Origin of the sequence: Bacillus sp. RC251 (assembly GCF_044908765.1) — a bacterium.
In the GTDB taxonomy this organism is placed as follows: domain Bacteria; phylum Bacillota; class Bacilli; order Bacillales; family Bacillaceae_G; genus Bacillus_A; species Bacillus_A wiedmannii.
The window spans coordinates 421,837-436,196 of record NZ_JBIYDP010000001.1 but is presented as its reverse complement, the minus strand read 5'-3'; the positions used below and the strand labels follow the sequence as shown (position 1 = coordinate 436,196).

18 protein-coding genes and 1 pseudogene are annotated in these 14,360 nt (G+C 35.1%); 10 read left to right on the top strand and 9 right to left on the bottom strand.

The window, feature by feature from the left end; all coding sequences use genetic code 11:
• Nucleotides 1-551 precede the first annotated feature (551 nt).
• Entirely contained in the window at nt 552-1,787 is a 1,236-nt protein-coding gene (locus ABH961_RS02310; protein WP_000814822.1) for a dicarboxylate/amino acid:cation symporter, read from the top strand.
• A gap of 22 nt (nt 1,788-1,809) precedes the next feature.
• Here the strand turns inward: ABH961_RS02310 and ABH961_RS02305 are convergent, their stop codons facing one another.
• Both ABH961_RS02305 and ABH961_RS02300 read right to left on the bottom strand, forming a co-directional pair.
• Nucleotides 1,810-1,965, bottom strand: coding sequence for a hypothetical protein (locus ABH961_RS02305; RefSeq protein WP_000184933.1), 156 nt, complete (start codon nt 1,963-1,965; stop codon nt 1,810-1,812).
• 135 nt (nt 1,966-2,100) lie between these two features.
• Nucleotides 2,101-2,520: a MarR family winged helix-turn-helix transcriptional regulator gene (locus ABH961_RS02300; protein ID WP_000081442.1), complete on the bottom strand. Its 420-nt coding sequence runs from the start codon at nt 2,518-2,520 to the stop codon at nt 2,101-2,103.
• 162 nt (nt 2,521-2,682) lie between these two features.
• Between ABH961_RS02300 and ABH961_RS02295 the strand changes: the two genes are divergently transcribed.
• A complete protein-coding gene (locus tag ABH961_RS02295) occupies nt 2,683-3,114 on the top strand; it encodes a regulatory YrvL family protein (RefSeq protein WP_046958205.1) in 432 nt (143 codons plus the stop codon).
• Nucleotides 3,115-3,147: 33 nt separating this feature from the next.
• Entirely contained in the window at nt 3,148-3,735 is a 588-nt protein-coding gene (locus ABH961_RS02290; RefSeq protein WP_098068903.1) for a thioredoxin family protein, read from the top strand.
• A gap of 29 nt (nt 3,736-3,764) precedes the next feature.
• On the opposite strand, the gene uppP is transcribed toward ABH961_RS02290, so the two are convergent.
• Nucleotides 3,765-4,559 (bottom strand): bacitracin resistance undecaprenyl-diphosphatase, encoded by a 795-nt coding sequence (uppP, locus tag ABH961_RS02285; protein WP_000796251.1) that lies wholly within the window; start codon nt 4,557-4,559, stop codon nt 3,765-3,767.
• A 181-nt stretch (nt 4,560-4,740) separates the two neighbouring features.
• Here uppP and ABH961_RS02280 point away from each other — a divergent pair, with 181 nt between their 5' ends.
• The 3 genes from ABH961_RS02280 to ABH961_RS02270 all read left to right on the top strand — a co-directional run bounded on the left by ABH961_RS02280 (nt 4,741) and on the right by ABH961_RS02270 (nt 6,517).
• Complete coding sequence (locus tag ABH961_RS02280) at nt 4,741-6,099, top strand: MATE family efflux transporter (protein ID WP_098077864.1); 1,359 nt, start codon at nt 4,741-4,743, stop codon at nt 6,097-6,099.
• A 76-nt stretch (nt 6,100-6,175) separates the two neighbouring features.
• On the top strand, nt 6,176-6,349 hold the full coding sequence (locus tag ABH961_RS02275) for a 2-isopropylmalate synthase (RefSeq protein WP_046958206.1): 174 nt from the start codon (nt 6,176-6,178) through the stop codon (nt 6,347-6,349).
• Between the two features lie 18 nt (nt 6,350-6,367).
• On the top strand, nt 6,368-6,517 hold the full coding sequence (locus ABH961_RS02270) for a hypothetical protein (protein WP_098077861.1): 150 nt from the start codon (nt 6,368-6,370) through the stop codon (nt 6,515-6,517).
• A 63-nt stretch (nt 6,518-6,580) separates the two neighbouring features.
• On the opposite strand, the pseudogene ABH961_RS02265 reads toward ABH961_RS02270, so the two are convergent.
• Nucleotides 6,581-7,100, bottom strand: a pseudogene (locus ABH961_RS02265) (biotin transporter BioY).
• A gap of 83 nt (nt 7,101-7,183) precedes the next feature.
• On the opposite strand from ABH961_RS02265, the gene ABH961_RS02260 reads away from it, so the two are divergent.
• The gene (locus ABH961_RS02260) at nt 7,184-8,092 is read left to right on the top strand and encodes an aminoglycoside phosphotransferase family protein (RefSeq protein ID WP_098077858.1); all 909 of its coding nucleotides are present in this window, start codon (nt 7,184-7,186) and stop codon (nt 8,090-8,092) included.
• On the opposite strand, the gene ABH961_RS02255 is transcribed toward ABH961_RS02260, so the two are convergent.
• From ABH961_RS02255 to ABH961_RS02235, 5 genes are all read right to left on the bottom strand, one after another.
• Entirely contained in the window at nt 8,089-8,250 is a 162-nt protein-coding gene (locus tag ABH961_RS02255; protein ID WP_046958209.1) for a hypothetical protein, read from the bottom strand. The genes ABH961_RS02260 and ABH961_RS02255 overlap by 4 nt on opposite strands.
• 98 nt (nt 8,251-8,348) lie before the next feature.
• The gene (locus ABH961_RS02250) at nt 8,349-9,122 is read right to left on the bottom strand and encodes a hypothetical protein (RefSeq protein WP_098077855.1); all 774 of its coding nucleotides are present in this window, start codon (nt 9,120-9,122) and stop codon (nt 8,349-8,351) included.
• 24 nt (nt 9,123-9,146) lie between these two features.
• Entirely contained in the window at nt 9,147-9,593 is a 447-nt protein-coding gene (locus tag ABH961_RS02245) for a flavodoxin (protein WP_098077853.1), read from the bottom strand.
• A complete protein-coding gene (locus ABH961_RS02240) occupies nt 9,586-9,762 on the bottom strand; it encodes a hypothetical protein (protein ID WP_000929010.1) in 177 nt (58 codons plus the stop codon). Before ABH961_RS02240 ends, ABH961_RS02245 begins: the two co-directional genes overlap by 8 nt.
• Before the next feature lie 226 nt (nt 9,763-9,988).
• The gene (locus tag ABH961_RS02235; RefSeq protein ID WP_098077850.1) at nt 9,989-11,158 is read right to left on the bottom strand and encodes a M20 metallopeptidase family protein; all 1,170 of its coding nucleotides are present in this window, start codon (nt 11,156-11,158) and stop codon (nt 9,989-9,991) included.
• 328 nt (nt 11,159-11,486) lie between these two features.
• Between ABH961_RS02235 and ABH961_RS02230 the strand changes: the two genes are divergently transcribed.
• Genes ABH961_RS02230 through dltB form a run of 3 tightly spaced genes read left to right on the top strand, consistent with a single transcriptional unit; the run spans nt 11,487 to nt 14,323 of the window.
• A complete protein-coding gene (locus ABH961_RS02230) occupies nt 11,487-11,633 on the top strand; it encodes a teichoic acid D-Ala incorporation-associated protein DltX (RefSeq protein ID WP_000440293.1) in 147 nt (48 codons plus the stop codon).
• 12 nt (nt 11,634-11,645) lie between these two features.
• Nucleotides 11,646-13,160, top strand: a complete 1,515-nt coding sequence (gene dltA, locus ABH961_RS02225; protein ID WP_000770525.1) for a D-alanine--poly(phosphoribitol) ligase subunit DltA — start codon at nt 11,646-11,648, stop codon at nt 13,158-13,160.
• Nucleotides 13,157-14,323: a D-alanyl-lipoteichoic acid biosynthesis protein DltB gene (gene dltB, locus ABH961_RS02220; protein ID WP_048544963.1), complete on the top strand. Its 1,167-nt coding sequence runs from the start codon at nt 13,157-13,159 to the stop codon at nt 14,321-14,323. Before dltA ends, dltB begins: the two co-directional genes overlap by 4 nt.
• Nucleotides 14,324-14,360 lie beyond the last annotated feature (37 nt).

Below are 14,360 nucleotides of genomic sequence, written 5' to 3'. Positions count from 1 at the left end.
TCTCTTTCACTCTATGTTCACATGGGGGTCACATCCAACTTTTATAGTATATGTATCGAAGTTGTTCCTCCCTAATTTATAAGACATTCCCCAGTGTCTTGAACAGCTTCCATCCCTAATTAAATTGACATAAATTGTCCCCTTCCTTAGGCCATCATTTGTGATGGTCTTATTTTTTTATTTACTCTATCTTCTATTTAAAACTCCCTCTCTCTTTCACTCTATGTTCACATGGGGGTCACATCCAACTTTTATAGTATACGTATCGAAGCTGTTCCTCCCTAATTTATAAGACATTCCCCAGTGTCTTTGAATAGCTTCCATCCCTAATTAAATTGACATAAATTGTCCCCTTCCCTAGACCATCCTATGTGATGGTCTACTTTGTGTTCTAACTAAATTCCCCAAATTTTTTGCTTACTTTAGCAAAAGCAATCTATATTTAAATACATATTTTCATACAAAATATTCAGAAAATACTGTCAAAACAGGCGGTTTTTCTGTACAATTAATGTAGAAAGTAATTTCACAAAAATAAAGGGGGGGTTTTATTGAAACAAACAAAAGCAATCTTAATCGCATTATTTCTCGGTTTAGTCGTCGGACTCACTTTAAATTTAGCTGCACCATCCATTTTTGAACCATTAAATCAATATGTGTTCAATCCACTTGGTCAATTATTTATTCGCCTCATTAAAATGCTAGTTGTTCCTGTTGTATTCATTTCTATCGTGCTTGGATCTGCTGGGCTTGGAGACCCGAAACAACTTGGAAGAATCGGCTTAAAATCAATTTCATTCTTTCTTGTAACTACAGCCGTTGCCATCTCTATTGCAGTTACATTTGCACTGATTATACAACCAGGATCTGGCGGTAACTTTAAAACCGAAGGGCTTAAATATGAAGGGGCAAAAACCGAAACATCTTTCGTCGATACATTGCTAAATATCGTACCAGATAACCCAGCAAAAGCGATGGCTGATGGAAACATGTTACAAATTATTGCCTTTGCCGTATTAATCGGACTCGGTATAGCTATTTTAGGAAAACGAGTTCAAGGTATCCATTCATTACTTGAACAGGGCAACGAATTAATGATGTATCTTGTTAATCTCGTTATGAAATTAGCTCCAATCGGAACATTTGGATTGCTCGCTTCATCCGTTGGTAAAATGGGTCTTGCAGGCGTCGCTGCGATGTTCAAGTATATGATTGTCGTTATGCTAGTACTTATTATTCACGGCGTCTTCGTCTATGGCGGATTATTAAAGGTATTAGCAAAAGAAAGTATTGTCCGTTTCTTTAAACATTTCGGACCGGTAATGGCAATTGGGTTTAGTACATCTAGCTCTAATGCATCTCTTCCGTTTGCAATGAAAACAGCACAAGAAAAACTTGGCGTTCCAAAAGCGATAAGTTCTTTTGTACAACCACTAGGTGCAACAATTAATATGGATGGTACTGCCATTATGCAAGGTGTAGCAACTGTGTTTATCGCTCAAGTATACGGAGTTGAGCTTACTATGTCCCAATTAGCTGTCGTCGTATTAACTGCTGTACTAGCTAGTATCGGTACTGCTGGTGTACCAGGTGTTGGACTTGTAATGCTTACGATGGTTTTAAATCAAGTAAATCTACCCGTAGAAGGTATTGCCTTAATTATCGGTATTGATCGCATTTTAGATATGTCAAGAACAGCTGTAAATATTTCCGGTGATGCAATTTGCGCAATGATCGTCGCAAAATCAGAAGAAAAATATAATACGGATCAATCCGCAGCATCTTAAATCAAAAAAGGAGTGAATTATTTCACTCCTTTTTTGATTTACTTCCTTTTTTCGAACGATATTCTTTTCCTTTATTATCATTACCAGTCTCAAATTCAGTACTAAACTCTTGCTGAAATTGCCCTGATTTCGGTGAGCCTTGATTTCCGCTCCCTTTACTACCATTTCGATTTGTCATATGTCTGCCCCCTTCCTTACTAGTAGTATGTTACATATTTTCTTTTTTATAATCTTTTACATACGAAAGAAGACCTTCCTCACATAGGGAAGGTCTTCTCCTTTATTACGTAAGCGTTTTCTTACTTGTAATGAATTAAATAAGTTTTTTAGAAATTGATATCATTATATTCATTTCTTCTTCTGAAAGCGCGGAGAATCTTTCTTGTAAATATTTCTTTTTCTCCCCTTCCATTTTCGCAACTAAATCTTTTCCTTGTTCTGTAATCTCCAAATATACAACTCTGCGATCTGACGTAGAACGTGAACGAGTTACAAAACCTTTATTAATTAATTTTTCTGTAACAGCTGTAATATGACTATTCGACACATTTAACTCATTGGCTACACGTGATACCATTTCTTTATTCGTACGATTCAATATTCTAAGGACAATGAACTCATTCCACGGTATGTAACCACCAAATATCTTTCCAATATCATTACGCAACGTGCGGAACATAGCAAAAACATTTGTCGATAGTTCTTCCATTAATTGCTCTCGATTTTGAGACAACTTTGACAGCCCCTTTTATTTCATTTAGTTAAATAAAAACCTTATTAATAATTTTACATGAAATCTTACTTTTTGTCACCTTATTTTCCCATAATTCGTAGTTTTTAAATAGATATTTCATGATACAATAAAGTTGATTTTCCAGAAAAAGGGGATGAAATAGTGAGTGAAGAAGACAAATTTTCTAATCTCAATCTAAAAGATAAGACTTTGATTATTGGTTTTGTTATTCTGTTTCTCATTATAACTTTTGCATTTATATTCTTTGTATATGTAGGAATCTTTCATATTACAGGTATAGAGTATAGATCACGCACTGCTTTACTTCTATTTTTTCTATTAATCACTTTCTTAGACGGTATTACATTCTTTATCTTCGGCTTCCTCAAGGCGTTGCTATATCCAATGACAAAAAACATGCCAAATTGGCTGGCTATTACTCTTTTTGCAATCATTGAAATTACGCTAGATTGGTTCGTCATTCATACTGCCGATGATTGGATAGAGAGCGTACAACTGTCCAATCTTACTGAATTATGTGTCGTACTATTCTTTTTCCTATTAAATCAATTATTAAGTGACAAGAAAGAGTAAGAATACAAGCTTTTCTATATAAAAATTGGTACAATGAAAACAAATCATACTAAAGAGGTGTTACTTATGAACTTACAACAATGGGCTGATAAAGGTATGTCCTTTGATACATATGTGAATGAAATGAAAGTCAATCAATACGAGCTACTACACATTTACAATAACTTTTTAATTCCAAATGAATTACTTCCTGTATTAGAAGAACGCCAAAATGATGGCTGGCGTGTTATCGTATTAACAGCTGATTGGTGTGGTGACGCTCTTTTATGCGTACCTGTTATGAAACGAATTTCTGAAGTTGCAAATATTGATATGAAATTATTAATTCGCGATGAAAACTTAGAATTAATGGATCAATATTTAACAAATGGAACAGCACGTGCCATTCCAATTTTTATTTTCATTGATAAAGATGGAAATGAACAAGCCGTTTGGGGACCACGCGCTCCAAAAGTACAAGAATTAGTAACTTCAATGCGCGCTACATTGCCTGAAAAAGAAGATCCAACATTCGAAGAGAAACAAAAAGAAATGTACGCTAATTTCCGTGCCACATTAGCGGATGATACTACTCTTTGGGAACATGTAATGGAAAGCATGATGGAAAAAGTAGTAAAATAAAAAAACTGCCGAACTCGGCAGTTTTTTTATTACATAATGAAGAAGAAATAGAATACCGCAGCTAAAATGAAACGGTAGTAAGCGAACGGTGTTAGTTTTACACGAGCTAATAATTTTAAGAATGAAACAATTGCAAGCATCGCAACAACGAATGCTGTAATGAATCCTGTTGCAAATAATGGGATATCAGCCGTACTTAATATATCCCAGCTTTTAATTAAATCTAAACCACTTGCAGCTACCATCATTGGTACTGCTAAAATGAATGTATATTCAGCCGCCGCTGTATGTGACACGCGAGCTAATAAACCACCACTTATTGTAGATCCAGAACGAGAAAATCCTGGCCAAAGCGCTAAACATTGGAACATTCCAATTGTAAATGCTTGCTTATATGTGATTTCATCTAATGTTCTTGCTGTACTTGGTTTCGAAAACTTTTCAGCAACAATCATTAAAATACCACCAGCCACTAAACTGATGACAACTGGGCCTGGCCCAAATAAAACTTCTTTAATCGCGCTATGGAACAATACGCCAAGTACGCCGGCAGGAATCATCCCGATAATAATATGTAATAAATTTAACGATGGTCCTTCTGTTACTTTCCCTATACCTACTAAAGACCATAGACGCTTCCAAAATATAACAACAACTGCTAAAATCGATCCCAATTGAATAACAACTTCGAAAACTTTCGCTCTCTCATCGTCAAATCCAAGTAAATGACCTGTTAAAATCATATGTCCTGTTGATGAAACTGGTAAAAACTCTGTTAAACCTTCAACAGCACCCATGATTATTCCAATTAACCAATCAGCCACGAGTAGTGCCTCCTTAATAACGAATATGTAATTTTTCACACCTTATCATAATACCTTATCCCCTTTTAAAGTGCATCTTTTTTTTATTGATTGTACATGTTGTATGCGCGTATTTCTTTTCTATTTTTTGATTAAATTGTATGATAGTAAGAGTTTGTTTTTTTAGCGGAAAGGGGATTTTATGAAGGAAACTAATTCATTCTCACAAAAATTAAAGCAATTTGTATTACTATTTTTCCCGATTTTCGTAACGCAAATGTCATTATTTGCAATGAGTTTTTTCGATACGACAATGTCAGGGCACGCAAGTCCTATTGATTTAGCTGGTGTTGCTATCGGAACAAGTATATGGCTTCCCGTTAGTACCGGATTAACAGGAATTTTAATGGCTACTACTCCAATTGTTGCGCAGCTCGTTGGATCAAAGAAAAAAGAAGATGTTCCCCAAGTTGTCATACAAGCAGTATATTTAGCAATTTGTGCTAGTTTCGTGGTCATCCTTATCGGTTTCTTCGCTGTTTCACCTATTTTAAACGGCATGCGCCTGGAAGAACCTGTGGAACGTATTGCGGCACAATTTTTAAGTATTATTGCAATTGGAATTATCCCTTTATTTACTTACACTGTTTTGCGCGGGTTTATTGATGCATTAGGAAAAACTCGCACAACGATGATTATTACATTACTATCATTACCAATTAACGTAGTATTGAATTATGTATTAATTTTCGGTCATTTCGGTTTTCCAAAACTCGGTGGTGTTGGAGCGGCAATTGCTTCTGCAGCAACCTATTGGTGCATTTTAATTATTACCGTTATTATTATTCGTACGAAAGAGCCTTTCGCATCTTTCAATATATTTAAACAATTATATCGTCCTTCTCTTTCAAGTTGGACTGAATTCTTAAAACTTGGCGTCCCTATCGGATTTGCTATCTTTTTTGAAACGAGTATTTTTGCTGCAGTGACACTTATGATGAGTAATTTTAGTACGACAACAATCGCTGCTCATCAAGCAGCTATGAACTTCGCTTCCTTGTTATATATGACTCCTTTAAGTTTAGCAATGGCAATGACCATCGCTGTTGGATTTGAAGTTGGAGCAAAGCGATACAATAACGCAAAACAATATGGATTTATCGGGATTGGCTTAGCACTTGCATTCGCCCTATTATATTCAATTCTTCTCTACTTCTTTGATGATGCAATTGCTTCAATTTATACGACAGATATACAAGTTCATCATTTAGCAAAAGAATTTCTTATATTTGCGATTTTATTTCAAATTTCAGATGCAATTGCAACTCCCGTACAAGGGGCACTGCGTGGTTATAAAGATGTCAATGTCGCCTTAATTATGACGCTAATTGCTTATTGGGTAATCGGTCTTCCTCTTGGCTACATATTAGCAACTTATACGGAATGGGCAGCGAAAGGTTATTGGATCGGTCTTATTATCGGTCTAGCATTTGGAGCTAGCTTCCTACTTATCCGTCTCTTTCAAGTCCAGAGAAAATATACAACGCAAAACAGCCGCTAATGATATAGCGGCTGTTTTCTTCATGCATATTTTTTCTTTGAACGTATAACATAATGAAAAAGAAAGGTGGATACATATGGACGAAAAAGAAAAAAAGCAAGCATTCAATGAAGAATTCGCCCCTGAAATTTCACCTGGATATCGGCAAGATGTACATAAGCCACCTAAATATAAAAACACCTCGTTTTTAATGGGCATTACCATTTTTGCTGCGGTGTTACTCGTACTCATCATTTTCGTTTATTTTTAAGGAAAGGTGACATATTATATGAAGAAAAAAGATTCCAATCGTTCAAAAAGAACTGTGAAAACAGAAAAAGGGTATGCAGGTGATTCTGTTCTTACTCAGAAACAAGTCGAGCAAGGAAATTTATATATTGCTCAAAAAGAACTTGGTCAACAAAATGAAAACCTTTAGAATCCCTCAAAGAACTGGGGGATTTTTTTATCCGCTATTTGTAGCACTCATTCATGTTTCACTTTATTGTACATACTGTTTTTGTTCTAACACCTTAAATAAATTATTAACCTTTACAATTTTTATTTCATAATTCAATTTCATTTCGCTTCTCTTACCATTTTCAGTACCCGCAACGTACGCTGCAGTTTGATAACGAAAACTCTCATCTGTCTCTTCACGTATGTCCCTCGTCTGTAAATTTATACTCTAAATCCCGAAAGCGATTTGGATAATAATTTCTCATTAATTGTTCACACTCTCTATTTACAAATAGTTCTTCACCTTTTCGTTTCACATCTTCTTTATTATTAAACTCAAACACTGATAATTGCTCTGTCACAAAATGTTCTCCTACCTTTTTCATTTCATTATGAGTTAAAGTTTCTATACTTTTATTCTTTAATTCCTTATTTAACCCGTACTGATCAATCAGTTTAAAGGTAGCAAAAACCTCCTCTTTATATGACCAAAACAAGCCAAAAGCGATACATAGAGCAATGATGAATAGTCTTTTCTTCGTAATACTCCCGCCCTTCTTCATAATGATAGTTATATTTTAACATATAGAAAGAAAATTCTGATATCATAAAGTGGAATAACTTAACTTAGAAATGAGGAACAATTATGGACTCTTACAAACAGTATATAAAAGAAGCTTTGCCTAATCTTTCTATACATTCATATAAACAAAATGAAGAAGGCTGGGATAATGTAGCGGTTATAGTAAATGAGGAGCTACTGTTTCGCTTCCCTCGAAAACAGGAATATGCAACGCGAATTCCGTTAGAAAAAGAACTATGCACACTCCTCTCTTGTTCACTACATGAAATTGAGGTTCCACAGTATCACCTATTATATAGAAATGATGCTGATGCGGTTCCACTTTGTAGTTACTATACACTCATTCATGGTGAACCATTAAAAACAGACATAGTAATCAAGCTTGAGGATAAAGAACTGAAAACTATTATTACACAATTAGCCACCTTCCTTGCAACCTTACATAGTATTCCTTTAAAACAAGGTACAACGTTAGGATTCCCTGTTGAAAAAACACTCACCTACTGGAAAGAGCTACAAACAAAATTAACTCAATATCTTACTAACAGTCTTACTTCATACCAGAAATCAGCGTTAAATTGTTTATTTGAAAATTTCTTTACATGTATCGATACATCCACTTTTCAAAAAACAATTATTCACGCTGACTTTACACATCATCACATTTTATTTGATCACCAAAATAAAACCATTTCAGGTATTATCGATTTTGGTGATGCTCAAATTGGAGATCCTGCCTTTGATTTTGCTGGGCTATATTATGATTTCGGACATGAATTTACTACATCAGTATATGAACAATACAGTACGCTTATTTCACACTATGATCCATTACTCATTCATCGCATCACGACCTTTTATCAATACAGTCCTTTATTACATAATATGATTTATAACTTAGAAACAAAGAATGAACTTAAATTCCTAGCAGGTACAGAAAAACTGAAAGTAATACTACAGGGCCGAGATTAAATTCTCTCCCGATATTCTCTCTCTTCATACATCATTAACTTTTTATCCATTTCAACAATAATTTGATACAGTTGAAACGCTTGTAAAATTTGCAGTTGAATTCCAAAAGGAGCATTCTGTTCTTTTAACCATTGAAATACTTTCGTTTCATCTTTCATTGATTATTCCTCCCTTTATTAAAATCTGCTACAAATATACGTTAAATGATGAAAAGCTTTTCATGTCAATAACAAAAAAGGATGCAAAATTGCATCCTTTAATGTACGATATTTTTCTTCTGCTTCGCTTCTTTCTTTACTTCTTCCCTTTGGCATTCACTACGAAACGCACAACTCATACACTCAGAACGAAAATGACGCTCTGTATAATGCTCAGGTTGTTGCAACATTTCTTTCATTCTAGATAAATCAGCCATGCCAGTTATAATATCTTCCTGTTTCGGAATGTACTCATACTTAGTTCCTTCTATTAAATTAATAACTTCAATTTTTCCTGGAAGAATACCGAAAGCTTTATAACTGAATACTGTCATTAACTTTTGACAAAGAGCAAGCATTTCCTCATCCGCATCGACAACATACTTTTTAATTACAAACGACTCAGTACGCCACTCACCAACTTCTAATGTCAATGACATGTGGACACCTAACTCTTCCATATATGTTTGAAATTTTTCATATAAAAATAACGGTGGTGTCTGACTATCATCTCTTTCAACAAACTGTAATAAGTGATCCGTTAACTTCGCTAACACAATATAATACTCCGTCTTTGAAGCGAACATATTAATCCTTACTCTTTTCCAATACTTTTCTATTAATATTAAAAGTACGATTTTCGTTTGTTGGCCCGCAGGTAGTGTGTAATATTCATTAATAATTCGATTCACAATCATTTGTGCGATTTGTTGCCATTCAAATGAAGAAGGTTCTCTTCTTTTTATATGACGGAAATAAAATTTATGCGGACAACGCATAAAATCATACAAATGATAATCTGTCATCGTTTTGATTGCGATTTTCTCGTGCACTTGCTCTCCATCTCCCTTCTGCCATTAAGAAAGGTGTTTTACAAATTCAGCTCCAAACTGTAAACATTTTTCTACATCTCCATCTTCTGGCGTTAATTCTACTTTTAGTCCTTCTAACACAACTGCAGCTCCGCGCTCTTGTAGCTTTTCTATTAAAATGTCAACCGCCACGCCGTATTTCGGATAAGCCGAATCACATGATCCGAAGACTGCTGCTTTTTTCCCATTTAAATCAATAGAATCCATTGCGTCATAAAAATCTAAGAAATCATCAGGAAGGTCACCATCTCCCCAAGTGTAAGCACCTAAAATAATTCCATCATACTGTTCTAGTATAGAAGCCTCTGGTGAATCCATAATATCGATCACTTCAATTTCATTTTCTGTTTCACGAATTGCACCCGCAATATGATCAGCCATTTCCTCTGTATTTCCACTCATACTTGCAAATATCATTACTAACTTACTCAACTGAATCTCTCCTTTTACCTTGTATCTCTTTTTCTGTTGGAAGCGGACTCTTCTCATCTACATATTCAGAACGAATTACATTTCGTTGCCATTCCATATGCTGATCAACATCTTTATTTTTATCTTTTAATCCCCTCCGCAGAAGGTGAAATTTTTTTCTCATTAACATGTCGCATCCATCCTATTGATAATAATTATCAATTTCAACTACCCTTAGATTAATTGACAGTGATTATCAATGTCAATAACTATTTTTAAAAAAATGATTAAAATGTACAAGCTTGTCCGTTAGCTATTCATATACTATAAATGAGCATAGTTCTTTCTCAGCCCTCTCTGACGGAAAGAAATAAAAGCAACTGCGATAGAGCGCAGTTGCCTTTTTTTATACTTTTTTACGATTTTAGCAATCTTATCGCTGTCTCTAGAAATAATCCCACTCCATAAATTAAAGCTGCTTCATCTACATCAAATTTTGGATGATGATGTGGATAACAAGTATCTATCTTTTCATTCCCCGTCCCCAATTTAATGAAGCAACCCGGTGCTTTTCTTAAATATGCTGAAAAATCTTCTCCTCCCATAGAAGGTTCAAGCTTCACAACACGCTCATTCCCAAACAAATGTAGTGCACTTTCTTCTACTACTTTCGTAATATATTCATCATTAATAACCGGATCATATCCATATCGATACGTATATGTATACTTCCCTCCATGTGCTTTTGTAATTCCTTTCACGATTTGCTCAATTTTCTCTTCTGCTTCTATTCTTAACGCTTGATTAAAAGAACGCACAGTTCCCATTAAAGTTGCTGTATTAGGAATAATATTATCAGCCATTCCCCCATGAAACTGCGTAACTGAAACAACTCTTTGCATGAAAGCACTTGTATTTCTTGATACGATATGTTGTAAATTTGTAATAATCTGTGCTCCGATAGCAATAGGATCTATCGTTTCTTCTGGCCTCGCCGCATGCCCTCCTTTCCCTTGAATTTCAACTGTAAATACGTCCGGTGCTGCCATCATCGGTCCATACGTAATTCCGATTTTCCCGCTCTCAAGTCCAGACATAACATGTAAACCTATTACATAATCAACACCATCCATCACGCCTGCCTCAACCATTTCTTGTCCCCCGCCAGGATACACCTCTTCTGCGTGCTGAAAGAAGAGACGAATCTCACCTACGAAATCTTCCTTTATATTTGATAGCACCTCTGCTGTACTTAACAAAATAGCTGCGTGAGCATCATGCCCACATGCATGCATCATTCCTTTATTCACAGACGTATAAGATTTCCTTGTCTCCTCTTGAATTGGTAAAGCATCTATATCAGCTCGAATCGCAACTATTTTCCCTTGTCCCGTCCCTCTTTTAATTGCTAGTACACTATACTTCGTCGGTCTCGTTACTTCAAAAGAAGAAAATGAGCATAATGTATCATATATAAATTGTGAAGTTTCTTTTTCATGAAATGATAATTCCGGATATTTATGAAAATGCTGTCTCCATTTAATAATGTTTTCTTCTGAAATAAGATCCTTCCACACCCTCTTCATCAGAAATTCCTCCTCTTATGAAACTTTAACAATTCATACATTAACTATGAAAAACTCAAACGAATATTACATTTCTATACATTCTCCCAGACCACTTTTATACATTCACACAATCCACTTCCTATTTACATGTCAAACCCATTACAAATTCATGCTGAATGTAATATAATTGCTAAGTTAGGGATTTTCTTTTTTAGTATTTAGTGCTAATATCAGAAAAGAGCCTTTTGACTTATTTTTACCTAAAATGTGGAATTTTGTTTTTTTCACAATAATGTAGGACATGATACCTACAAAGAGCTATCATTTCATTAAGAGAGGGAAAGACATGGAAAGATTAAAAGAGATATGGTCTCGACCACTCACACAATGGGTTGCAAAGACGGTTTATTACCTTGCAATTTTATTTGCATTACTTTGGTTGTATGGATTCCATGATACAAACACAAGTACATTTATTTACAACGAATTTTAGGGTGGGAACGTTATGAAGTTATTAGAACAAATTGAAAAGTGGGCTATTGAAACGCCTGATCAAACTGCTTTTGTTTGGCGAGATGCGAAAATTACGTACAAACAATTAAAGGAAGATTCTGATGCGTTAGCACATTGGATTTCTTCTGAGTATCCAGATGATCGTTCACCAATTATGGTGTATGGCCATATGCAACCTGAAATGATTATTAACTTTTTAGGATGTGTAAAAGCTGGACACGCTTATATTCCTGTAGATTTATCTATCCCAGCTGATCGTGTACAACGTATCGCTGAAAATTCTGGTGCGAAACTACTTTTATCAGGAACTGAAGTAACTGTAACTGATTTACCAGTTCGCATTGTAAGTGAAGACAACTTAAAAGATATTTTCTTTACTCATAAAGGGAACACTCCAAATCCTGAACATGCGGTAAAAGGTGATGAGAACTTCTACATTATTTACACATCAGGAAGCACAGGTAATCCGAAAGGGGTTCAGATTACTTATAACTGCCTTGTAAGCTTTACAAAATGGGCTGTAGAAGATTTCAACTTACAAACAGGACAAGTATTCTTAAACCAAGCACCTTTCTCATTCGATTTATCTGTCATGGATATTTACCCATCCTTAGTAACAGGTGGTACACTTTGGGCAATCGATAAAGATATGATTGCACGTCCAAAAGACTTGTTTGCTTCTTTAGAGCAATCGGATATACAAGTATGGACTTCAACACCATCTTTCGCAGAAATGTGTTTAATGGAAGCATCTTTCTCTGAGAGTATGCTTCCAAACATGAAAACATTCTTATTCTGCGGTGAAGTGTTACCAAACGAAGTGGCTAGAAAATTAATTGAGCGTTTCCCGAAAGCGACAATTATGAATACGTACGGTCCAACAGAAGCTACTGTCGCTGTAACAGGTATTCACGTTACAGAAGAAGTGCTTGATCAATACAAATCACTTCCAGTTGGCTACTGTAAATCAGACTGCCGCCTTCTTATTATGAAAGAAGATGGCACGATTGCACCTGATGGTGAAAAAGGTGAAATCGTAATTGTCGGTCCAAGCGTAAGCGTTGGATATTTAGGAAGCCCTGAATTAACAGAAAAAGCATTTACTATGATTGACGGTGAGCGCGCCTATAAAACAGGCGATGCTGGCTATGTTGAAAATGGTCTTCTATTCTATAATGGTCGTCTTGATTTCCAAATTAAGCTGCATGGTTATCGAATGGAATTAGAAGAAATTGAGCATCACCTTCGTGCGTGTTCTTACGTAGAAGGAGCAGTTATCGTTCCAATTAAAAAAGGTGAGAAATACGATTATTTATTAGCGGTTGTTGTTCCTGGAGAACATTCATTTGAAAAAGAATTCAAATTAACATCTGCAATTAAAAAAGAACTCAATGAGCGATTACCAAACTACATGATTCCACGTAAATTCATGTATCAATCTTCTATTCCAATGACACCAAATGGAAAGGTAGATCGCAAAAAATTATTGAGTGAGGTTACAGCATGACCGCATATGGATCATTTTATTTTTTCGCTATAGTGGGCATTTTATTAATACCTACTATCATAGCTGGATTAAAAGGTAAAATGTTGCGTAAATATAATGCCGTTTTAACATTAGTCATGATTGCTATTATCTTCTCGGATAAACCGAAGCAAGCGATTATGTTAGCCGTATTTATTATTTGGCAATATGCCCTGATTAAAGGCTATTTAATTTTAAGAAAACAAAATAATAGTACATTCATGTTTTGTATAGCTGTTATTTTATCGATTTTGCCACTTATTTTGGCAAAAGTCGCACCATTTGTACCTGAATTGCATTTTATTGTTTTCGCAGGTATGTCTTACGTAACATTTAGAGCTGTACAAATGGTCTTTGAAGTTCGTGATAATTTAATTAAAGAACTTTCCTTCTTTAATTTCTGGGAGTTTGTTTTATTCTTCCCTGCGATTTCAAGTGGACCTATCGATCGTTACCGTAGATTCCAAAAAGATATCCAAAAGCCACCTAGTGCTGAGGAATATCAAAAATTACTATATACAGGGCTTAACCGTATTTTCCAAGGTTTTCTGTATAAGTTTATAATCGCGCACTTGATAACAACATACCTTGTTAAGGCAGTATTCGCCAATCAAGATACACTTTTATCTAATGTGATTTTTATGTACGCTACTAGCATGCAATTATTCTTTGACTTTGCAGGTTATAGTGCGTTCGTAATTGGTATCAGTTACATGATGGGAATTAAAACACCAGAAAACTTTAATAAGCCATTCCTTAGTCGTAACATTAAAGACTTCTGGAACCGCTGGCACATGAGTTTATCATTCTGGTTCCGTGATTTTATTTACATGCGTTTCGTCTTTTTTGCAACGAAGAAAAAGTTAATCAAGAACCGTTACACAATTTCGTATATCGGTGCCTTTTTAAACTTCTTCATTATGGGAATTTGGCACATCCAAGGAAGCGCCATTGCGCAGTATGTTATTTATGGTCTCTATCATGCCGCACTGTTTATTTTATTCGATATTTTCGAACGAAAAAACAAGAAGCATAAGTTTTGGCCAAACAATAAATTTACACACGTCCTTGCGATTGTAATTACGTTCCACGTTGTATGTTTCGGTTTCCTAATTTTCTCTGGACACCTTAACAGATACTTTTAATGCACCCTTCTTATACTAATAAGAAGTTGCACATATA

Bases quoted from the DNA above. Each gene is read 5' to 3' on its own strand.
- ABH961_RS02305 (WP_000184933.1), bottom strand. From the start codon at position 1,965: ATGACAAATCGAAATGGTAGTAAAGGGAGCGGAAATCAAGGCTCACCG.
- ABH961_RS02230 (WP_000440293.1), top strand. From the start codon at position 11,487: ATGGAAAGATTAAAAGAGATATGGTCTCGACCACTCACACAATGGGTT.
- dltA (WP_000770525.1), top strand. From the start codon at position 11,646: ATGAAGTTATTAGAACAAATTGAAAAGTGGGCTATTGAAACGCCTGAT.
- ABH961_RS02255 (WP_046958209.1), bottom strand. From the start codon at position 8,250: ATGAAAGATGAAACGAAAGTATTTCAATGGTTAAAAGAACAGAATGCT.
- ABH961_RS02280 (WP_098077864.1), top strand. From the start codon at position 4,741: ATGAAGGAAACTAATTCATTCTCACAAAAATTAAAGCAATTTGTATTA.
- ABH961_RS02290 (WP_098068903.1), top strand. From the start codon at position 3,148: ATGAAAACAAATCATACTAAAGAGGTGTTACTTATGAACTTACAACAA.
- ABH961_RS02275 (WP_046958206.1), top strand. From the start codon at position 6,176: ATGGACGAAAAAGAAAAAAAGCAAGCATTCAATGAAGAATTCGCCCCT.
- dltB (WP_048544963.1), top strand. From the start codon at position 13,157: ATGACCGCATATGGATCATTTTATTTTTTCGCTATAGTGGGCATTTTA.
- ABH961_RS02235 (WP_098077850.1), bottom strand. From the start codon at position 11,158: ATGAAGAGGGTGTGGAAGGATCTTATTTCAGAAGAAAACATTATTAAA.
- ABH961_RS02270 (WP_098077861.1), top strand. From the start codon at position 6,368: ATGAAGAAAAAAGATTCCAATCGTTCAAAAAGAACTGTGAAAACAGAA.
- ABH961_RS02260 (WP_098077858.1), top strand. From the start codon at position 7,184: ATGGACTCTTACAAACAGTATATAAAAGAAGCTTTGCCTAATCTTTCT.
- ABH961_RS02240 (WP_000929010.1), bottom strand. From the start codon at position 9,762: ATGTTAATGAGAAAAAAATTTCACCTTCTGCGGAGGGGATTAAAAGAT.